Source organism: Bradyrhizobium barranii subsp. barranii (assembly GCF_017565645.3).
GTDB classification, from domain to species: domain Bacteria; phylum Pseudomonadota; class Alphaproteobacteria; order Rhizobiales; family Xanthobacteraceae; genus Bradyrhizobium; species Bradyrhizobium barranii.
In genome coordinates this window covers 1804393-1824096 of the sequence record NZ_CP086136.1, presented here as the reverse complement: position 1 = coordinate 1824096, position 19704 = coordinate 1804393, and the positions used below count along the sequence as shown (strand labels likewise).

Below are 19704 nucleotides of genomic sequence, written 5' to 3'. Positions count from 1 at the left end.
GAATTGAGTGAAGAAGCTTTGTCTTCCCCCTCTCCCGTTCTTACGGGGCGAGGGTTGGGGTGAGGGGCAGCCACAGGCGAAGGTGCAAGCGGAGAGAGCCCCTCACCCGGATTGCTGCTGGACGATGCTTCGCATCGCCAGGCGCGATCCGACCTCTCCCAGTAAGAACGGGGAGAGGTGAAAAAACTAAGCCGCCTTGGCGAGCTGCGCCTTGGTCTCGGCAAACGCCCAGTCGATCCACTGGGTCAAGAGCTCGACGTCCCTGGCCTCGACGGTAGCGCCGCACCAGATGCGCAGGCCGGCCGGCGCATCGCGGTAGTAGGCGAAGTCGTAGCCCGCGCCTTCCTTCTCGACCAGCGCGACCAGCTTCTTGGAGAAGTCGGCCTGCGCGTCCTCGGAGAGCGAGGTGATCGCGGGATCGGTGAACTTCAGGCACACCGAGGTGTTGGAGCGGATCGCGGCGTCCTTGGCCAGGAAGTCGATCCAGGGCGTCTTCGCCTTCCAGTCAGCCAGCACCTTGGTGTTGGCATCGGCGCGCGCGATCAGCGCCTTGAGGCCGCCGATCGACTTGGCCCAGTTCAGCGCATCGAGATAATCCTCGACGCACAGCATCGACGGCGTGTTGATGGTCTCGCCGACGAAGATGCCTTCGTTGATCTTGCCGCCCTTGGTCATGCGGAAGATCTTCGGCAGCGGCCAGGCCGGCTTGTAGGTCTCGAGCCGCTCCACCGCGCGGGGCGACAGGATCAGCATGCCGTGCGCGGCTTCACCGCCGAGCGCCTTCTGCCAGGAGAAGGTGACGACGTCGAGCTTGGCCCAGTCGAGCGGCTGCGCGAACGCGGCAGAGGTCGCGTCGCAAATGGTCAGGCCTTCGCGGGTCGCGCTGATCCAGTCAGCGTTCGGCACGCGCACGCCTGAGGTGGTGCCGTTCCAGGTGAAGACGATGTCGGACTTCGGATCGACCTTGGAGAGGTCGGGGATTTCACCATAGGCCGCGTTGAGCTTGGTGACGTCCTTGAGCTTCAATTCCTTGACGATGTCGCTGACCCAGCCCTCGCCGAAGGATTCCCAGGCGAGCGTGGTGACGGGCCGCGCACCGAGCAGCGACCACAGCGCCATCTCGACCGCGCCGGTGTCGGACGCGGGAACGATGCCGATGCGATAATCGGCGGGCACTTCAAGCACTTCGCGCGTCAGGTCGATCGCGAGCTTGAGCTTGGTCTTGCCGACCTTCGCGCGATGCGAACGGCCGAGCGCTGCGTCCTTGAGATTTTGGGCGTTCCAGCCGGGGCGCTTGGCGCAGGGGCCGGAGGAGAAATGCGGCACGTTCGGCCGCGAAGCGGGCTTCGCTACAGTCATGATCTACCCTTCCAGATAGTAAGCCTCCCGTTGGGGGGAGGTGTCCCGCCGCGGCTGATACGGGAAACGGGAAGAGTCGTCAAGGAAGTTCCGGCATCTCACGCTGGAGTGAAGGCGCTTCCGGCGCAATCTTGGGGGATTCGACCACGGCAAGCGCGTTCAGCAAGTCCGTGGCATCGCTGATCAATTGCGCGGCACGACGGCGGCTGCCGACTTTCAAAATGCATTTGTCATTGGCCTGCACGACGTAATCGTTGCCGACCTTGATCATGGAATAGCTTGTCATCGAAATCCCCGAACCGACCGAGCCCGGTGTCTGACGCTGCCGTAGCACCGTTCGTTCCCGGCTCAACGTGAACGACGGCTGGGTAGTTTACCGGCTCTTAATATGAACGAATGCGCGATCCGAATTTGCTGATCGCGCAAGGCTCGCGACGAGCTGCGTCAAAAGCGGACAGTCATGCCGACGTGACTCGCAGCGAAGCCGAGCCGCTTGTAGAAGCGCTGCGCGTCTGTTCGCGTCTGATGCGTCAGCAGTTCGACCAGATTGCAGCCGCGCGCTTTCGCTTCCGCGACCGCCCATTGCACCAGCTGCTCGCCGATGCCGCGGCCGCGACAATCGGAAGCAACGCGGACATCTTCGAGCAGACCGCGGATGCCGCCTTGCGTGCTGATGCCCGGCAAGATCGCGAGTTGCAGGCAGCCGACCACCCTGCCCTCGCTCTCTGCCACCACGAGCGTGAGATTTTGATCGCGCGCGACCCGCTCGAACGCCTGGTAATAGGACTCAGGCAGCGGATCCTCCACGCGCTCGCGGGCACGCCCGAGATGATCGTCGGCAAGCATGGCGACGATCGCCGCAACGTCCTCGCGGCGCGCGGGACGGATGGAGACGGACTTCTCGTTCATGTCGGGAAACTCCAAGAATCAGCGCGACTCTCAGCGCGCCGGTGGAAGGCCGAGCCAGGCTTCGGCCTCGCCGATCCAGCGGCGGATGGCGGCATGGCGGCCGAGATCGAAGCCACCTTCATGCGCGAGGCGGGTATAGGCGAGCAGCGAGACGTCGGCGAGCGAAATCAGGTCGCCGGCGAAGAAGCGGCTTGCCGCAAGATGCTGCTCCATGCGGTCGAGCGCCGCATAGCCGCGCTTGACCTTGTCAGGATCGAGCTGGGACGCATCCTTGCCGAGATAGACCAGCTGGAAGCGGCACACCGCGATATAGGGCTCGTGGCTGTACTGCTCCCAGAACAGCCATTCGTCCATCTTGGCCGCAGTGAAGGCATCGCGCGGAACGAGCGCGCTGTCGCGGGCGAGATAGCGGATGATGGCATTGGACTGCGCCAGCGTGCGGCCGTCGTCGAAGGCGACGGTGGGCACCTGGCCGGCGCCGTTCATTTTAAGGAATTGCGGCGTGCGCGTCTCGCCCTTGCGGGTGTCGATCTCGATCCATTGGTAAGGCAGCGCGAGCTTGTCGCAGACCCACTTCACCTTCAGACAATTTCCGGAGTTGGTATCGCCGTAGATCTTCATCGCTGCCGCTCCGCGTCTAGCGACAGAGCATCAGGACGCCGCCGCCCTGTCAACCGGCTGCATCGGCGCGTCTAGAACTGGTAGCCGGCGCCGACGCGGAAGTTGTTCAGGCCGACAGTAATGTCCTTCACGTTTGAGAAGCCGACATGCTCCCATTCACCGCGAATGAGGAAGTTGCCGCAGATCGCGTATTCGACGCCGATGCCGGCCGTCCATCCGTACATAAAGCTGTTGGTGCGCTGCTCGGTGCTGGACAGTGTGGCTGAACCGGCGGGAAGATGGCGATGAACCGTCGTAGTCACGCCGCCGCTGACCACAGCCTCGTCGAAGTCGTCGTATTTCTGCCAACTCACGGTCGCAAATCGCGAGACTTCAGCGCGCCCGACCGCCAGCCCGGCGAAACCATACGGCATGAAGTCGCCGCCGTCCCAGCCGACCCGACCCCGGAAAGTCGCATAATCCTTGAGCTTCAATGAAGCACCGCCACCGAGCGAGGTGTTGTAAGTGTAGGTATGGCCCGCGGGACCCGTTTCGCCGGGAAGTATTCGGCCCATGGAGTCGCTGGCCGTGCTCGATATGCTGCTCATGTAGCTGTAATTGGCTTCGACGCCCATCACGGCGTCGTAGAGCTGCCAGTTCTTGCCCACATAGGCGCCGAACCCCGTCGACTGTACGTGGTTTTTCGGCAGCAGCGACCAACCGCCGACCGGCGCCTGCAGGATGCTGTTGCGAAGCATGAAATCGGTCATCGACTTCGGGGCGTGACTGAAGTCGATGTCGGTCGTGGCAAAGCCGAACTGGCCGCCGACATAGAAGCCGTCCCAATTATGGGATGACTTCGACAGGCCGTCGGTGAAGCTGCCGCGCAAGATGGGAAGATCGGAGAGATCGGCCGCGTGCGCAGCAGACACCGTCCCCAACATCGCCGCCGCCAACAACATCAGCCCACGCATCACAACGCTCCATCGAACTCGAACTGTTGCGATGATCATCGCCTGTTAACCTTAACCAATGGTTGCGTCTGACGTTTTCGTCGCCGCTCGCCATGAAAAATATGCAAAGCAAAACGGCGCGGGATGATCCCGCGCCGTTAAGAGACGTTAAGCGATGAGGCTGACGATCAGCCCTTGGTGATGAGCGGCGGCGGCATGTAGGCCGGCGGGCTGCTCAGGTCCCAACGCACGCCGAGCTTCACGTCATGCGAGGTGATGTCCTTGACCTTGATCGTGGACGAGCCCGAGATGCTGTTGTCGTAGGCGCGGAAGTTGCCGGGATTGGCGTCGCCGAGATCCATGTAGCTGTAGGCGAGTTCGACGGTGAGGCCGGGGCTGACCTTGTAGGCGAGACCAGCATGGGCGGCCCAGGCGAAATTCCACTTACCGTTGTCGGCGAAGTAGGTCACGCTGTTGGAGAGCCCGCCGGGATTGATCCGGGTGCCGTCGTCACGGAAGCCGCTGAGCTTGTTGTAGGAACCGCCGACACCGGCGCCGATGAACGGGGTGATGCACCACCAGGTGCCGAGATCGACATAGGCGTTGGCCATGACGACCCACTCGGACTTGCTGCCGGAGTAGTTGTTGGCTTCGAAGTCGGTCGCGCTGAGCGTGACATTGTCCGAACCGTGCAGATTGGCCTTGCCGCGATACTGGCCGATCACGTCGGTGCGGAACCAGTCGTTGAAGCGATAACCAACGCCGAGGTCGAACAGCGGCGAGCTGTCGAAGCCGAGGCCCACGGTCTGGGTCGGGAACGTCTGCGCGGTCGCGCTGTCGATCCGCTTGGCGCTCTGGTTGGTCATGCCGATGTCGCCGCGGAGATACCAGCCGCCGAAGTCGGCGGGCGGAGCCGGCGGCGCGTACATGGGAGGCGGAGCGGCGATCGGCATATCGGCGGCGAACGCCATCGAAGAGATGAGGGTCGCCGCACCTGCGGCAAGGAGAGACTTAACGCTACGCATTTTGGCTTCGTCCTTATGGCCGGTGAGGCAAAATGCTGACGCCCCACGTTCTGGAAACTCACGGGAGGACGATGGCACCAAATGTTTAAGCGCCACTTAACCCTAATTTTTAAGGTTGATTTTTTCTCACCACTCGCGCGCATGCGGCAGAAGCGTTGCAAAAATGCGGCGCCCCGGCGCGCCAATTGCTAACGATTGATGAAGCCGCAATGCAGCGAAACAGGATTTGTTAACGCAGGTGCCGCGGCAGCTTGGGCAGGAACACCGCAAGCAGGCCGATCGCCGGCAGCCAGGCACAGACCTGGTAGACGAACTCGATCGAGGTGTGATCGGCGAGCTTGCCGAGCACGGCGGCACCCAGACCGCCGATGCCGAAGGCAACGCCGAAGAACACGCCCGAGATCATGCCGAAGCGGTGCGGCACCAGCTCCTGCGCGAACACGATGATCGACGACGTCGTCGAGGAGATGATCAGGCCGATGATCACTGACAGCACCGCGCTCGCATAGAGCCCGGTATAAGGCAGCGCCAGCGTGAACGGCAGCGCGCCGAGGATCGAGATCCAGATCACGATCTTGCGGCCGAAGCGATCGCCGAGCGGACCGCCGAAGAACGCGCCGACCGCATTCGCGGCAAGGAAGATGAAGAGATAGATCTGCGCCGCCTGCGTCGACACGCCGAAGCGATCGATCAGATAGAAGATGTAGTAGCTCGACAGGCTCGAGACGTAGAGCTGCTTCGAGAACAAGAGCGCCACCAGCACCGCAAGCGCGACCGCGACGCGGCGCGAGCTCGGCGCGTCGGGATGGGCCTGAACCGTCGCCGTCTTCTTCGCCTTGATCTGCGGCTCGTACCAGCGGCCGATGCGCCAGAGGATGAGGATCGCGAGGAACGCGATCGAGGAGAACCATGCGATGCTGCCCTGCCCGAAAGGCACCACGATCAGCGCCGCCAGCACCGGCCCCATCGACGTGCCGAAGCTGCCGCCGAGCTGGAACACCGATTGCGCAAAACCGTAGCGACCGCCGGAGGCGAGCCGCGCGATGCGCGCGGATTCAGGATGAAACACCGCCGAGCCGAGGCCGACCAGCGCGGCAGCAATCAGGATGACGAGATATTGGTGCGCGGCGCTGAGCAGCAGCAGGCCGAAGAAGGTCGAGGCCATGCCGATCGACAGCGAATAGGGCTGCGCCTTCTTGTCGGTGTAATGGCCGACCACCGGCTGGAGCAGCGAGGCCGTGAACTGGAAGGCCAGCGTGATCATGCCGATCTGCGCGAAGTCGAGCGCGTAGGTGTCCTTCAGGATCGGATACACCGAGGCGATCAGCGACTGCATGGTGTCGTTGAGGAAGTGCGAGAAGCTGATGCCGGCGAGCACGCCATAGGCCGGCCCTGCGGCAGCCCGGGCGGCCGGCGCCACGTCGCTGACGACGACCGGCTCGGTCAGCGTTTCCTCGGAGACGACGACAGGCTTGTTCAATGGAGCATCCTGGCGGGCACGGCAGATTGCCGCACCGCCTAACTACGATGCCGGCTGCGGCCGATCCACCGCCAATCGTCGATGGCTGGAATGCACGTGCCGGTTTCACCGCGAGGCGACACGGCCTGCATGGTTCGAGACGCCCGCCGTTGGCGGGCTCCTCACCATGAGGGTCCGGGGATTTCGTAGCCCGGATGGAGCGAAGCGTAATCCGGGACGTCTATGTCCGCCGGCTCGATCCCCGGATTTCGCTGCGCTCCATCCGGCTACGATCGTGCTTCGCGTAGCGATGCGCCTCAGGCCGCCGCCTGTCCGAGCGCGGAGACGATGGTGTCGACGACGTCCTCGACCAGAAGGCGGTCCTCGCCCTCGCCCATGACGCGGATCACGGGCTCGGTGCCGGACGAGCGGATCAGAAGGCGGCCGTGGCCGTTGAGCCGCTTCTCGCCGTCGGAGATCGCCGATTTGACGTCGGAATCCTCGAGCGGCTTGCCGCTCTTGTAGCGGACGTTCTTCAGGATCTGCGGCAGCGGGTCGAAACGGTGGCAGACCTCCGACACCGGCCGGCGCAGCTTCTGTACCACGGCCAGCACCTGCAGCGCCGCAACGAAGCCGTCGCCGGTGGTGGCATAGTCGGACAGGATGATGTGGCCGGACTGCTCGCCGCCGAGATTGTAGCCGCCTTTCAGCATCTGCTCGAGCACGTAGCGGTCGCCGACCGGCGTGCGCACGAGATCGAGCCCCTGCCCCTTGAGGAAGCGTTCGAGGCCGAGATTGGACATCACGGTGGCGACGATGCCCGGCCGCGACAGCCGGCCGTCTTCCTTCCAGCTCTGCGCGATCACCGCGAGCAGCTGGTCGCCGTCGACGGTGTGGCCGCGCTCGTCGACCAGGATGACGCGATCGGCGTCGCCATCGAGCGCGATGCCGATGTCGGCGCGCATCTCGCGCACCTTCTTCGACAGCGTTTCCGGCGAGGTCGAGCCGCATTCCTTGTTGATGTTGAAACCGTCGGGCTCGACGCCGATCGGCACGACGTCGGCGCCCAATTCCCACAGCGCTTCCGGCACCACCCTGTAAGCGGCGCCGTTGGCGCAATCGACCACGACGCGCAGGCCGTCGAGCGAGAGATCGCGCGGCAGCGTGCGCTTGGCGAATTCGATGTAGCGGTCATGCACGCCGTCGATACGGCGGGCGCGGCCGAGGCTCGCGCTCTGAGCGAGCCGCTTGTCGAGGGATTCGTCGAGCAGCTGCTCGATCTGCTTCTCGACGTCGTCGGAGAGCTTGAAGCCCTGCGGGCCGAACAGCTTGATGCCGTTGTCCTCGAACAGATTGTGCGAGGCCGAGATCATCACGCCGAGATCGGCGCGCATCGACTTGGTCAGCATCGCCACCGCCGGCGTCGGCATCGGGCCGACCAGCAGCACGTCCATGCCGACCGAGGTAAAACCCGCGACCATCGCATATTCGATCATGTAGCCGGACAGACGCGTGTCCTTGCCGATCACGACCCGGTGGCGATGGTCACCACGCTGAAACGCAAGGCCTGCGGCCTGGCCGACCTTGAGCGCGAGCTCCGGCGTGATCAGTCCGTTGGCGCGGCCCCGGATCCCGTCCGTCCCGAAATATTTGCGGCTCATATCGTCCCCCACGCAACAACCAGGGACCCCTCTACAACTACGGGATGCCCGAAAGGGACCCGCATCCCTGATTTGCTGAGACGTTATAATGCCTTCGCGGCCAACTTGGCTTCAAAAAATGTGATTAATCATTACGGGACCGGGCCCAAGGCGCCCCGGTAACTTGTTGTTAGCACTATATTTCCGGCCGACAGGGCGGAACGGAGCGGAACCCGCCCCTAGTCGGAGCGCTTCACATGGCCGTCCTGGCGGCTCGGCGCCGGCTGGGTGACGTTGACGGGATCGGACCCCGGGAAGGTCTCTTCCAGACCCTCCTCCAGCGCGTCGTCGAGATCCTGCTTCTCCTTGATCTCTTCCGGTGTCGGCTGGCCGTGCGGTTTGCTCATGGCGCCCTCCTCCCAAACGATTTGGCTGTGCATCCAACCATGCTAGATGACCCCTCGATCTTCCGATGCAAGACTTCTGAAGCAAGACTTCTGAAGCAAGACTTCTGATGCAAGACGGGCCGGGGAAACGTTCATGAAGCACATCACCTGTATCGACGATCTTCGCACGCTGCATCAGCGCCGCGTGCCGAAGGCGTTCTTCGACTATTGCGACCGCGGCTCCTATGCCGAGGAAACGCTGCGCGCCAACCGCGAGGACATGCAGGCGATCAAGTTCCGCCAGCGCGTCCTGGTCGACGTCTCCAGGCGCGACACCTCGACCATGATCCTCGGCGAGTCCTCGACCATGCCGTTGATATTGGCGCCCGTCGGCCTCCTGGGCATGCAGCATGGCGACGGCGAGATTCACGCCTGTCGCGCCGCGCAGGCCGCCGGCATCCCGTTCACGCAGTCGACGATGTCGATCTGCTCGATCGAGGACATCGCCGCCAATGTCGAGAAGCCGTTCTGGTTCCAGCTCTACGTGATGAAGGACCGCGGCTTCATCAAGGAATTGATCCAGCGCGCGATGGCGGCGAAATGCAGCGCGCTCGTGCTGACCGTCGATCTCCAGGTGATCGGCCAGCGCCACCAGGACATCAAGAACGGCATGACGGTGCCGCCGGAATGGTCGCTGTCGAAGCTGATCGATTTCGCCACCAAGCCGGCCTGGGTGTCGGGCGTGCTGCAGGGCAAGCGCCGCACCTTCGGCAATCTCGCCGGTCATCTGAAGGTCAGCGACGACATTACGTCGCTCTCGACCTGGATCAACTCGCAGTTCGACACCTCGCTGAACTGGAATGACATCGAGTGGATCCGCAGCATCTGGCCGGGCAAGCTGATCCTGAAGGGCATCCTCGACGTCGAGGACGCCGAGCTCGCCGCGAAGACCGGCGCGCAGGCGCTGGTCGTCTCCAACCATGGCGGCCGTCAGCTCGACGGCGCACCGTCCTCGATCGAGGCGCTGCCGGAGATCGTCGACGCGGTCGGCTCGCAGATGGAGATCATGTTCGACGGCGGCGTCCGCTCCGGCCAGGACGTGATGCGCGCGCTCGCGCTCGGCGCAAAGTCCTGCATGATCGGCCGCGCCTACGCCCATGGCCTCGGTGCCGGCGGCCAGGCCGGCGTCGCCAAGGCGATCGACATCATCCAGAAAGAGCTGCTCACGACCATGGGCCTGTGCGGCGTCAACAGGATCGACGAGATCGACGATCACATCATTGCGGTGTGAGGCGAAGCGAAGCGTGCCCACCATTTCCGTCGCATTCGTTAGAACGTCGTGGGCACGGCGCCAGCGCGCCTTTGCCCACCCTACGATTCCGCAGCCTCAAGCGCCGCCGTCGTCCCGGACAAGCGAAGCGCAGATCCGGGACCCATAACCACAGGGAGTGCTTTGGCGAAGACTGGTGGTTATTCAGTCTTCGCGCGGTACTGATACCTCTGCCCAGCGATAGATCACGCGGTATGGGTCCCGGCGTTCGCCGGGACGACAGCGAATTTGTGGCGGCAGCTTCCGCCCCACATCGGCGGCGTAATCCCATCCCTGCCGACATTGACCCGGTTGGCCTCGAGCGAGCCGTCCTCCTTCTTCGCCGCGCCGAAGATGATCAGCTTGGCGCCGGGCTTGATCTCGGATTTGTCGCTGGCGACGAAGGTGACGATCGGCGTATCCGGCGGCACCACCACTTTCTTCTCGCCGTCCTTGTACTTGACGGTGATGTTCTGGCCGTCGGTGCCTTCCACCGTCTGCGCCACGGTCGCGTTGGTCATGGTCGAGTTGGCGCGCGCATCCCAGGGACGAAAACCTTCGGCCGCGCCGCGCTGGTTTTCCGGGAAGATGTGCACCGCGATCGCCTTCTGCGTGCCGTCGGGCTGGGGCATGCCGGTGACGCCGATATAGGAGCCTTCCTTGATCTCCGCGAGCGACGTCTTGACCACGGCGAAGACCGCGACGTTGTCGGTCATGCGCACCTTCACGTCGCTGCCTTCGCGCGTCTTGATGCCGAGGGTGTTGCCGTCGACGCTCTCGATGGTGCCGCGGATGCGGACCGTCGGCGACTGCTGCGCCGAGGCGGAGAACACGGAAGTGACGACGAACGCCGCTACGAACAGGCGCGGCATCCAGCTTGATTTCGACATGTTGCGATTCTCCATCACATCGGTGGTGTCAGGCCGTCGAGGCCGACACTGACGCGGTTGGTTTCAAACGAGCCGTCCGGCAGCTGCTTCATGAAGGCGACGACTTTTGCGCCGGCCTTCAGCTCGGATTTGTCGCCGGGCACGAAGGTCACGACCGGCGTGTTGTCGGCGACGAACACCTTCTTCTCGCCGTCCTTGTACTTCACCAGCAGCGTATGGCCGTCATTGCCGACCACGCTCTCCGACACCGTGGCGTTGGTCATGGTGGAGTTCGGCTTGAGGTCATAGGGCCGCGAGCCCTCGCCGGTGCCGCGCATGCTCTCCGGAAACACGTGGACCTCGACCGCGTTCTGGCCGCCGTCCGGACCCGGCACCGTGGTGGCGCCGACGAAGGAGCCGACCTTGATGTCGGCGAGTGAAATTTTGGTAACGCCCGACACGTTCACGTTAGGGGCGATGCGAAGCTTGACGTCCTCGCCGCTGCGCGACTTGACCTGCATGGTGTCGCCATTGACGCTCTCGATCGTGCCGCGCACGCGCGTCGGCACCGGCGCCCTCTGCGCGACGGCATAGAGGGTGGAAGCGGCCACCATCGCGACGGCGATGAGCGGACGTGTGAAAGTTGCACGTTGAATAGGCATGACGGTCTCCGGATTGTCCCCACGGGGATAGAACTCCGGAGGTGGGGTGCTATTCGCCGTTATCCTTTCAAGTCTTTGTGAGATCGGCCTCGACCAGCGCGCGCAGCTCGGCCGTGACAGCAGGCCTTTGGCCGAACCACAGCTCGAAGCCGCGCACCGCCTGATGCAGGAGCATGCCGAGACCGTCGGCGGTGTTCAGGCCGCGCGCCTTCGCAGCCGCCAGCAGCGGCGTCACCAGGGGAACGTAGACGAGGTCGGCGACGACCGCCCCGTCCGGCAGGCGCGCCACATCGACATCGAGTGAAGGCTGGCCGTGCATGCCGAGCGAGGTCGTGTTGACGAGAAGTCTTGCGCGCGGCAGCACGTCGTTGATGCCGTCCCAGGGAATCGGATGCACGTTCGGCCCGAATTGCTCTGCCAGCGTCTCGGCGCGCGCGATGGTCCGGTTGGCGAGGTGGATGCGCTTGATGCCGCGTTCGAGCAGGCCGAACACGACCGCGCGCGAGGAACCGCCGGCCCCGAGCACCAATGCCTCTTCCGCGCTGTCCCAACCGGCCGCTCCGGCATCGAGATTGCCGATGAAGCCTTCGACATCGGTATTGGTCGAGCGCAGCTCGCCGTCGGCAAACCACAGCGTGTTCGCAGCGCCGACGGCCCTGGCGCGCGCATCGGGCGTGGACAGCGCCAGCACGTCTTCCTTGTGCGGGATGGTGACGTTGGCGCCGACGAAGCCGCGCAGCGACAGCCGCAGCACGAAGTCGCGCAGATCCTCGGGCGGGACCGCCTCGATGACGTAGCCTCCCTCGATCCCGAGCGTGCGCAGCCAGTAACGATGGATCAGCGGCGAGCGCGAATGCGCGGCCGGCCATCCGATCAAACAGGCTGCGGGAGTCCTGGGCGCGGTCATCTTTCCCTCGGGTCGTGTTCGAGGCGATCCATTTCGCGTCCCGCCGGCTCTGTCAAGCGCGCGGCCGCCGCATCGCCGCGGCCACGATCGCAGCCAAAGCCAGCGCCGCGGCGGCGGCGGCGAACCAGATCGCGGCGAGGTTGATCCGGGCATAGCCGAGCGCCCCGCCCGCCGACCCCGCAACGAGCGCCGCCCACAACAGCAGGTTCGGCGCCCAATTCCAGCGCGGTCCGCCGGTGAGGCTCACCGCGAGGAACTGGCCGACCTTGACCAGCGCGCCCGTGACATAGGTGAGGCCGAGGCCCGCGCCGCCGTCGATCTGGAACACGGCGTTCTCCAGGCCCATCGCGAGCACGATGGCCGCGATCGCGAGGTTCGACAGGCCGTAGGCATGGCAAAGTCCGGCACCCGCAAGCAGCCCGGTTTCAATGAGAAGCAGCCAGGGCTGCCGCTCGGCCCCGCCGCCGAGCACGACGAGGCTGCCGGCCGCGGCTCCGGCCACGAACAGCGCGATCAGGCCGAGGGCGCTGGCGGCCTGCCACCACTGCGCTTCCGCAAGGCTGACGCCGAGACGCGTGGAGTTGCCGCTCATGAACGAGACGAACAGGCCGCCGAGATGCAGGAAGCCGATGCCGTCGACATAGCCCGCCAGCATGCTGAGCGCGCAGGCCAGCGCAATATTGCGACGCGAATCCAGCATTCCCTGCACCACCGCCGTGACGCGGCAGTGTCGATCAAATCGGCCGGCTTGAGAAGTGCGCTGCCGTCAGGTCGCGACCGCGTCATCGGCCACGGGCTGCGCCGCGCCGCCCTTGATGTCGGCGACGGCACGCGCGATCGTCGCGCGATAGCGCGCACGCGGCGGCGTCACGCCGTGGGTGAGCAGCGCGCGGCGAACCGCGGGCGACGCCCCCGTGATGAACAGCCGGATGCCGTGGCGGTGCGCCTTGACGGCGACGCGACCGAGCACGTTGGCGGCCGTCGAATCCAGGAACGGCACCGCGGCGAAATCGACCACAAGACCCTTGCGCTGGTCGGCGATGCCGTCGAGCACGTTTCCGATTGCCGAGGCGGCACCGAAGAAGAACGCGCCGGTGATGCGGTAGACCAGCACGTCGCGATCGATGGCGAGCGCGGGATCGTAAGGCACGCGCTCGCCATTGCCGTCATCGGGACGATCGGCGGCCACCAGCGGGGAGCGCTCCTCGATGCCCGTCATCTCCGCCATGCGGTGGATGAACAGCACCGCGCCGAGCGCGAAGCCGACCAGGATGCCTTCGGTCAGGTCGCGGAAGATGGTGAGCAGGAAGGTCGCGAGCAGCACGACGGCATCGCCCCAGGATGAGCGCAGCAGCGTCGCGAATTCGTGCTTCTCCGCCATGGTCCAGGCGACGACGACGAGCACGGCGGCGAGCGCGGCCAGCGGGATGTAGCTCGCGAGCGGCGCTGCGATCAGCATGAACAGCAGCAGGAAGACCGAATGCAGCATGCCCGCGAGCGGCCCGCGTCCGCCGGCGCGGATGTTGGTGGCGGTGCGCGCGATCAGGCCGGTGACGCAGATGCCGCCGAACAGCGCCGAACCGATATTGGCCGCGCCTTGCGCCACCAGCTCGCAATTGGAGCGGTGACGGCGACCGGTCATGCCGTCGGCCACCACCGCCGACAGCAGCGATTCGATCGCGGCCAGCAGCGCGAACGAGATCGCATCGGGCAGCACGGCCGTCGCCTTCGCAAGCGAGAACGCCGGCAGCGCCGGCGACGGCAATTCGCGCGGAATGCCGCCGAACCGGCTGCCAATCGTCTCAACCGGCAGCGACAGCACGGCAGTCGCCACCGCCGCGAGCACGACCGCAATCAGGATGCCGGGCCAGGATGGCCGCCAGCGCCGCAAGGCCGCGATGATGGCAATGCTGACGATCGCGACCGCGACGGCGGAGGGATTGATCGTGTGCAGGCCTCCGGCGAGCGCGACGAGTTTCGGCACGAATTCGCTGGGCTCTTTCCCAGCCAGCGTGATCCCGCCGAGATCGCGGAGCTGGCTGGCGAAGATGATCACGGCGATGCCCGCGGTGAAGCCGACCGTGACGGGGTAGGGAATGAACTTGATGTAGGTGCCGATCCGCAACAGGCCCGCGGCGATCAGGACCATGCCCGCCATTAGGGTGGCGAGGATGACTCCGTCGACGCCATGCCGCTCCGCGGTTACCGCGACCAACACGATGAAGGCGCCGGCGGGCCCGCCGATCTGGAAGCGACTGCCGCCGAGCAGCGACACGATGAAGCCACCGACGACAGCGGTGTAGAGCCCGCGGTCCGGCGTCACGCCCGAGGCGATTGCGATCGCCATCGACAGCGGCAGCGCGACGATGGCAACCGTCAGGCCCGCGAACACATCGGCGCGGAGATCCGCGAGGCCGTAGCCTTCGCGCCAGACGGTGACGAGCTTGGGAAGATAGAGTTCGGTAAAGGTCGGTCGACGCAGCTGATGCAGCTTGCCTGCGTGTTCGCCTGTGATGCTCATGTCCGCAGAGTGCTCCGCTGCCCACAATGCTCCGGTGCATCGTGCAGCGCGCGCGTGCGACGATGCGCTAGCTCATCCCGAGCACGATCAACGCGATCATGCTCCCACGCGACGCGGCGGCCCCGGCTCCTTCAGGCGAACGCCCCGCCCGCCGCTGTCGCTGCGGGCCTGCTCGCCGATCAGCTCGACGCCGGCCCGGTCGAACGCCTCGACCACCTTGATCAAGGTCTCAACCACGCCGCGCACATTGCCGGTGCTGGCCTCCATCCGCTGGATGGTCGGCAGCGAAACGCCGGCGAGCTCGGCCAAGGTTCTTTGGTCAATGCCAAGCAGCGCGCGGGCTGCCCGCATCTGGAACGACGTGATCACCGTGGCCTCACGTATCAGAGTTTATAAGTGATATCTGGAGCATGTACAATGATGTAAAATACATCATTGTAAGGGGAGCGCAAGGGGCTGCCCCGTCTGCCTCCGTCATTGCGAGGAGCTCTCGCGACGAATCAATCCAGACCGCCTCGGCAGAGCCAGTCTGGATTGCTTCGCTACGCTCGCAATGACGGAGGTTGGGCGCGGGTTCGGCCAAACGAAACACCGTGCCCGCGGAAACAGCCCCTCACCTCAGCCTCTCCCCGTAAAGAACGGGGAGAGGGAGTGAGAGAGCCGTGCTTCCCTTACATCACGCCGCGTGCTGATGCGCGGCGATGATCTGGTCGGCGGCGCGGCCGGTCACCTCGGCCATGTGGTCGAACTGACGGGTGAAGCTGCCGGCTCCAGCCGTGGCCGAACGCAGCTCGACGATGAGCTCGCCGATCTCCGCTTCCGGCATCATGGCGCGGACGCAGTCCCATCCGCTCCAGCCGTCACGGGTGTCGAAGCCGAGGATCTGGCCGCGCCGCGCCGACAGGATCGCGTTGATCTTGGCGGTGGCGTCGGTCGGGCAGACGATCTCGACCACGTGGATCGGCTCCAGCAGCACCGACTGGCATTGCGGCAGGCCTTCGTTGAGTCCGACCCGCGCCGCCGTGCGGAAGGCGAGGTCGGAGGAGTCGACGCTGTGATAGGAGCCGTCGGTCAGCGTCACCTGCAGATCGGTGACGGGGAAACCGAGCGGGCCGCGTGTGAGCCCGTCGACAACCCCCTCTTCCACCGCGCCGATATAATTGCGCGGCACCGCGCCGCCGACCACCTTCTCGGTGAACTTGAAGCCCTCGCCGCGCGGCAGCGGCTTGATGTCGAGCACGACATCGCCGAACTGACCGTGACCGCCGGATTGCTTCTTGTGGCGGCCGCGCTGGACGATCGGCTTGCGGATGGTCTCCTGGTAGCCGATCGCGGGTGGATGCGAGGTGATCTTGACGCCGAAGCGGTCGCGCAGCCGTTCGCTCGCCACGCGCAGATGCATCTCGCCCTGCCCCCACAGCACGGTGTCGTGGGTCTGGGCGTTCATCACGACGCCGAGCGAGGGATCCTCCTCATGCAGCCGGGCAAGGGCCTGGCCGAGCTTGACGTCGTCCTTGCGGTCGGTGGCGGCGACCGAGATCGCGAGCACCGGCGGCGTCGGCTCCGGGGCGAACAGCGCAGCCGGCGGGGACTTGCCGCTCGAGACCGTGTCGCCGGTCTTGATCGGGTCGACCTTGGCGAGCGCAACCGTGTCGCCGGCTTCGGCCGCGGCACGCTTGGTATCGTAGGCGCCGTTGACGGCGAGGATGCCGGAGATGCGGCCGCTCCCGCCGGAGGCGGATTGCAACGTGGCTCCGTCGTCGAGATGGCCGGCGAGCAATCGCGTCAGCGACAGCTTTCCGCCGTGCTGCGAATGCAGCGTCTTGAAGACGTAGCCGAGCGCCTCCTTGCTGGCCGGGACACCGAGACGCTTTGCAGTTTCCTCGATGCCGGGCGCCTCGTGGCGCAGGGCCTTCATCAGGCGCAGCACGCCGTTTTCGCGCGCGGCGGCACCCAGCAACACGGGGCAGATCTGCCCCTCGCGCAATTCGCGGGCGAGATCGTCGAACACCGCATCGCGCGGCGGCTGGATGTCCTCGAGCAATTGCTCCATCAGCGCATCGTCGTGATCGGCGAGCTTCTCCAGCATCGAGAAGCGGGCCTCCTTCTCGCGATCGAGATCTCCGCCTTCGAGCGCGACCACCTCGGAGGCCTTGTGCTCGCGGTAGATGAACGCACGTTCCAGCGCGAGATCGACGAAGCCCTCGATCAGCTCGCCCTTCCAGATCGGGATCTGGCGCAGCACCAGCGGCACGCGCGAGGCGGGCTGGAGTGTTGCCAGCGTCTCGCGGATGCGCTTGTTGGCGCGATCGATCTTGTTGAGGAACAGGAAACGCGGGATCTTCAGCTCCTCCAGCTCGCGCAGGATGATCTGAAGCTGCGGCAGCTTCTTCTCGTCGGCCTCGCAGACCACGACCGCGGCGTCGACAGCGGGAAGCGCTGCACGCATGTCGTGGGCGAACTCAACGGAACCGGGACAATCGAGGAAGGTGTAGCTGTCGCCCATGAAACTCGTGGTGGCGGCAGTCAGGCCGACGGTCATCTTGTGATGACGGGCCTCCGGGGAGGCGTCGCCGACGGATGTTCCGGCGTCGACGCTGCCGACGCGGGGGATTGCGCCCGTTCGCGCCAGTATTGCTTCGAGAAGTGTGGTTTTACCGCTTTGGAATGGGCCCACCAGTGCGATGCACCGTGGACCTCGGGGACTTCTGACGTCTTGTCCCATTCGCCGCCTCCTTGGTGTGGAGCTCGGCCCATGATTGGGTCGGCAAACGCCGATGCTCTGCCCGTCCCCGAGATTTGGCAAGCATCAAAAATCGCTGCGGTGCGTCGTTGCCGAGATCGCGTCGGACTGACGCGATCTGCACACGCGAAATTGTCAACGACCCGGACGGAGTTCCAGGCTCTCGAGGCCAGCGGCGACGTTGAGGCCGACCTGGCCCTGCACGCTGAGCGGCTGGAGCGCGATCGAATTGTTGGAGCCGCCGATCAGCGCGTTGCCACCGATACCGACGCCGACCGAGGCGCTGCCCTGCGCGCCGGCATAATTGCCCGAGAGATCGCCGGGGCCGAGCCGGTCGACCGGCGCGAACACGCCCCAGGCCAGCGTGGTCTCCTGGGTGATGCCGATGTCGAGGCCCACTTTACGAATGGTCGCGACGTAGCGATCTTCCGGCAAACCGTCGGCACGCAGGACGCAACCGAGATTGGTCACCGATCCCACGATGAAGCCAACGCTGGCGCCGCCGCGGCATTCGAGCACGCCGACCCGGACCATCCGCTGCTGCTGAGCGCCGCTGTTTGCGACGGAGGCAACGAGGCTGGCCGCGGCGAGCCCGGCGAGGATGAACGAACGGCGCATGAATATCTCCGGCGATGAATGTGATGCGAGCAGAGAGAGCGCCCCACCCGTGTTGCGCGATGGTCTATGCCACAACAGCCGTGGTGGTGCCAGATCACGCGTGACGATAAGCGTGCAAACAATAAAAAGGCCCGCCGGAGGCGGCCCTTTTCGAAAGGTATTTGCGACAGGCTCAGCGCAGGTTGCCGCAGAAGCGCTGGATGCGCTTGCAGGCGTCTTCGAGGTCCGAGGTCTTGGTCGCGTAGGAGATGCGGAACGCCGGGCCGAGGCCGAAGGCCGAACCCTGCACCACGGCGACGCCTTCGGTCTCGAGCAACTCGGTCACGAAGGTCTCGTCATTGTCGATCACCTTGCCCGACGGCGCGGTCTTGCCGATGGTGCCGGCGCAGGAGGGATAGACGTAGAACGCGCCTTCGGGACGCGGGCACTCGATGCCCTTGGCCTGGTTGAGCATGGAGACCACGAGGTCGCGGCGCTCCTTGAACACCTTGTTGTTGGCGGGGATGAAGTCCTGCGGACCGTTCAGCGCTTCCACCGCGGCCCATTGTGCGATCGACGACGGGTTCGAGGTCGACTGCGACTGGATCGTCGACATCGCCTTGATCAGCTGCGCCGGACCGCCGGCGTAACCGATGCGCCAGCCGGTCATGCAATAGGCCTTCGACACGCCGTTCACGGTGAGTGTGCGGTCGTAGAGTTTCGGCTCGACCTGCGCGACCGTGGTGAACTGGAAGTCGTCATAGACGAGGTGCTCGTACATGTCGTCGGTCATCACCCACACATGCGGATGCCTGACCAGCACGTCGGTGAGCGCCTTCAGCTCGGTCCTGGTGTAGGCCGCGCCGGTCGGGTTCGACGGCGAGCACAGGATCACCCATTTGGTCTTCGGCGTGATCGCACGCTCGAGCGCCTCGGCCTGGAGCTTGAAGCCGGTCGCGGCGGTGCAGACCACCGGCACCGGCTCGCCGCCGGCGAGCGCCACCATCTCGGGATAGCTGACCCAGTACGGCGCGGGGATGATCACCTCGTCGCCCGGATTGATGGTCGCCATCAGCGCGTTGTACAGCACCTGCTTGCCGCCGGTGCCGACGATGATCTGGTTCGGCTTGTAGGCCACGCCGTTCTCGCGCTGAAACTTGCCGATGATGGCTTCCTTCAGCTCGGGAATGCCGTCGACGGCGGTGTACTTGGTCTTGCCGGCTTCGATGGCATGGATCGCAGCCAGCTTGATGTTGGCGGGCGTGTCGAAGTCGGGCTCGCCGGCACCGAGGCCGATGACGTTGCGGCCCGCCGCTTTCAGCGCACGTGCTTTATCCGTGACCGCGATGGTCGCGGACGGCTTCACACGGTCGAGCGCAGCGGCAAGGAAGGACATCGTCATCTCCTGACAAGCGTCGTGAACCCTTTGGCCTCACGACTCCGATTGTGCGAATGAGCCACCCTAAAACGTGTGCCGCTGCGCTGCAAGAAACTTCGGTCCGATCTCGAAAAAGTTTACGGATCTGGAGCGTTTCAAGGCGCGATTTCCCGCAATTTTCCGTAACTTTGCCGCCGGAATCCCTCATATCCGGCAAGGCCTGTCCTCGGAGCAATTTTGCGCGTTGCGCGCCGCCATGAAGCTGACGGCAGTCTGACGCTCGACAGGACGCTCGAGACAACCTTTGAGCGACTTGCTTTGAAAGACTTTGGCCGTCAGCGGCCGAGGCGATCACGATCGTTCAACCGTCCCGCACGAACGTGCGGC

19 protein-coding genes are annotated in these 19704 nt (G+C 65.0%); 1 reads left to right on the top strand and 18 read right to left on the bottom strand.

The genetic code is table 11. The annotated features are described in order from the left end of the window. Positions 1-186 precede the first annotated feature (186 nt). From J4G43_RS08950 to J4G43_RS08910, 9 genes are all read right to left on the bottom strand, one after another. Positions 187-1359, bottom strand: coding sequence for a phosphoserine transaminase (locus J4G43_RS08950; RefSeq protein WP_208084573.1), 1173 nt, complete (start codon positions 1357-1359; stop codon positions 187-189). 79 nt (positions 1360-1438) lie between these two features. Further along, a complete protein-coding gene (locus J4G43_RS08945) occupies positions 1439-1630 on the bottom strand; it encodes a hypothetical protein (RefSeq protein ID WP_225004751.1) in 192 nt (63 codons plus the stop codon). Positions 1631-1803: 173 nt separating this feature from the next. Next, positions 1804-2268: a GNAT family N-acetyltransferase gene (locus J4G43_RS08940; RefSeq protein ID WP_208084570.1), complete on the bottom strand. Its 465-nt coding sequence runs from the start codon at positions 2266-2268 to the stop codon at positions 1804-1806. 30 nt (positions 2269-2298) lie between these two features. Then, positions 2299-2889 (bottom strand): glutathione S-transferase family protein, encoded by a 591-nt coding sequence (locus tag J4G43_RS08935; RefSeq protein WP_208084569.1) that lies wholly within the window; start codon positions 2887-2889, stop codon positions 2299-2301. 71 nt (positions 2890-2960) lie between these two features. Then, a complete protein-coding gene (locus J4G43_RS08930) occupies positions 2961-3842 on the bottom strand; it encodes an outer membrane protein (protein WP_208084568.1) in 882 nt (293 codons plus the stop codon). Positions 3843-4009: 167 nt separating this feature from the next. Then, positions 4010-4846 carry an outer membrane protein gene (locus tag J4G43_RS08925; protein ID WP_208084567.1) on the bottom strand — a complete coding sequence of 279 codons (837 nt, stop codon included), beginning with the start codon at positions 4844-4846 and terminating at the stop codon, positions 4010-4012. A gap of 229 nt (positions 4847-5075) precedes the next feature. Further along, positions 5076-6326, bottom strand: a complete 1251-nt coding sequence (locus J4G43_RS08920) for an MFS transporter (RefSeq protein ID WP_208084566.1) — start codon at positions 6324-6326, stop codon at positions 5076-5078. Positions 6327-6622: 296 nt separating this feature from the next. Next, positions 6623-7966 carry a phosphoglucosamine mutase gene (gene glmM / locus J4G43_RS08915; protein ID WP_063985528.1) on the bottom strand — a complete coding sequence of 448 codons (1344 nt, stop codon included), beginning with the start codon at positions 7964-7966 and terminating at the stop codon, positions 6623-6625. Positions 7967-8184: 218 nt separating this feature from the next. Beyond that, positions 8185-8352, bottom strand: a complete 168-nt coding sequence (locus J4G43_RS08910; protein WP_208084565.1) for a hypothetical protein — start codon at positions 8350-8352, stop codon at positions 8185-8187. Positions 8353-8485: 133 nt separating this feature from the next. On the opposite strand from J4G43_RS08910, the gene J4G43_RS08905 reads away from it, so the two are divergent. After that, positions 8486-9622, top strand: a complete 1137-nt coding sequence (locus J4G43_RS08905) for an alpha-hydroxy acid oxidase (protein ID WP_014492050.1) — start codon at positions 8486-8488, stop codon at positions 9620-9622. 224 nt (positions 9623-9846) lie between these two features. Here J4G43_RS08905 and J4G43_RS08900 read toward each other — a convergent pair whose 3' ends face one another. The 9 genes from J4G43_RS08900 to J4G43_RS08860 all read right to left on the bottom strand — a co-directional run bounded on the left by J4G43_RS08900 (position 9847) and on the right by J4G43_RS08860 (position 19335). Then, complete coding sequence (locus J4G43_RS08900; protein ID WP_225004749.1) at positions 9847-10530, bottom strand: single stranded DNA-binding domain-containing protein; 684 nt, start codon at positions 10528-10530, stop codon at positions 9847-9849. A 14-nt stretch (positions 10531-10544) separates the two neighbouring features. Continuing rightward, on the bottom strand, positions 10545-11171 hold the full coding sequence (locus J4G43_RS08895; protein WP_208084564.1) for a hypothetical protein: 627 nt from the start codon (positions 11169-11171) through the stop codon (positions 10545-10547). A 67-nt stretch (positions 11172-11238) separates the two neighbouring features. Beyond that, positions 11239-12078, bottom strand: coding sequence for a shikimate dehydrogenase (locus tag J4G43_RS08890; protein WP_208084563.1), 840 nt, complete (start codon positions 12076-12078; stop codon positions 11239-11241). 52 nt (positions 12079-12130) lie between these two features. Then, positions 12131-12778: a YoaK family protein gene (locus J4G43_RS08885; RefSeq protein WP_208084561.1), complete on the bottom strand. Its 648-nt coding sequence runs from the start codon at positions 12776-12778 to the stop codon at positions 12131-12133. 66 nt (positions 12779-12844) lie between these two features. Then, positions 12845-14599, bottom strand: coding sequence for a SulP family inorganic anion transporter (locus J4G43_RS08880; RefSeq protein WP_208084560.1), 1755 nt, complete (start codon positions 14597-14599; stop codon positions 12845-12847). 96 nt (positions 14600-14695) lie between these two features. Then, positions 14696-14968, bottom strand: a complete 273-nt coding sequence (locus J4G43_RS08875) for a helix-turn-helix domain-containing protein (RefSeq protein ID WP_208084559.1) — start codon at positions 14966-14968, stop codon at positions 14696-14698. 307 nt (positions 14969-15275) lie between these two features. Beyond that, a complete protein-coding gene (locus J4G43_RS08870; RefSeq protein ID WP_063985533.1) occupies positions 15276-17324 on the bottom strand; it encodes an elongation factor G in 2049 nt (682 codons plus the stop codon). 153 nt (positions 17325-17477) lie between these two features. Next, positions 17478-17960, bottom strand: a complete 483-nt coding sequence (locus tag J4G43_RS08865) for a DUF992 domain-containing protein (protein ID WP_063985534.1) — start codon at positions 17958-17960, stop codon at positions 17478-17480. 172 nt (positions 17961-18132) lie between these two features. Next, on the bottom strand, positions 18133-19335 hold the full coding sequence (locus J4G43_RS08860; RefSeq protein WP_039157959.1) for a pyridoxal phosphate-dependent aminotransferase: 1203 nt from the start codon (positions 19333-19335) through the stop codon (positions 18133-18135). Positions 19336-19704: the final 369 nt, after the last annotated feature.

What these genes read in the sequence shown, in the direction of transcription:
- J4G43_RS08950 (WP_208084573.1), bottom strand. Translation starts at nt 1,359, where the DNA reads ATGACTGTAGCGAAGCCCGCTTCGCGGCCGAACGTGCCGCATTTCTCC.
- J4G43_RS08945 (WP_225004751.1), bottom strand. Translation starts at nt 1,630, where the DNA reads ATGATCAAGGTCGGCAACGATTACGTCGTGCAGGCCAATGACAAATGC.
- J4G43_RS08940 (WP_208084570.1), bottom strand. Translation starts at nt 2,268, where the DNA reads ATGAACGAGAAGTCCGTCTCCATCCGTCCCGCGCGCCGCGAGGACGTT.
- J4G43_RS08935 (WP_208084569.1), bottom strand. Translation starts at nt 2,889, where the DNA reads ATGAAGATCTACGGCGATACCAACTCCGGAAATTGTCTGAAGGTGAAG.
- J4G43_RS08930 (WP_208084568.1), bottom strand. Translation starts at nt 3,842, where the DNA reads ATGCGTGGGCTGATGTTGTTGGCGGCGGCGATGTTGGGGACGGTGTCT.
- J4G43_RS08925 (WP_208084567.1), bottom strand. Translation starts at nt 4,846, where the DNA reads ATGCGTAGCGTTAAGTCTCTCCTTGCCGCAGGTGCGGCGACCCTCATC.
- glmM (WP_063985528.1), bottom strand. Translation starts at nt 7,966, where the DNA reads ATGAGCCGCAAATATTTCGGGACGGACGGGATCCGGGGCCGCGCCAAC.
- J4G43_RS08910 (WP_208084565.1), bottom strand. Translation starts at nt 8,352, where the DNA reads ATGAGCAAACCGCACGGCCAGCCGACACCGGAAGAGATCAAGGAGAAG.
- J4G43_RS08905 (WP_014492050.1), top strand. Translation starts at nt 8,486, where the DNA reads ATGAAGCACATCACCTGTATCGACGATCTTCGCACGCTGCATCAGCGC.
- J4G43_RS08900 (WP_225004749.1), bottom strand. Translation starts at nt 10,530, where the DNA reads ATGTCGAAATCAAGCTGGATGCCGCGCCTGTTCGTAGCGGCGTTCGTC.
- J4G43_RS08895 (WP_208084564.1), bottom strand. Translation starts at nt 11,171, where the DNA reads ATGCCTATTCAACGTGCAACTTTCACACGTCCGCTCATCGCCGTCGCG.
- J4G43_RS08890 (WP_208084563.1), bottom strand. Translation starts at nt 12,078, where the DNA reads ATGACCGCGCCCAGGACTCCCGCAGCCTGTTTGATCGGATGGCCGGCC.
- J4G43_RS08885 (WP_208084561.1), bottom strand. Translation starts at nt 12,778, where the DNA reads ATGCTGGATTCGCGTCGCAATATTGCGCTGGCCTGCGCGCTCAGCATG.
- J4G43_RS08880 (WP_208084560.1), bottom strand. Translation starts at nt 14,599, where the DNA reads ATGAGCATCACAGGCGAACACGCAGGCAAGCTGCATCAGCTGCGTCGA.
- J4G43_RS08870 (WP_063985533.1), bottom strand. Translation starts at nt 17,324, where the DNA reads ATGGGACAAGACGTCAGAAGTCCCCGAGGTCCACGGTGCATCGCACTG.
- J4G43_RS08865 (WP_063985534.1), bottom strand. Translation starts at nt 17,960, where the DNA reads ATGCGCCGTTCGTTCATCCTCGCCGGGCTCGCCGCGGCCAGCCTCGTT.
- J4G43_RS08860 (WP_039157959.1), bottom strand. Translation starts at nt 19,335, where the DNA reads ATGTCCTTCCTTGCCGCTGCGCTCGACCGTGTGAAGCCGTCCGCGACC.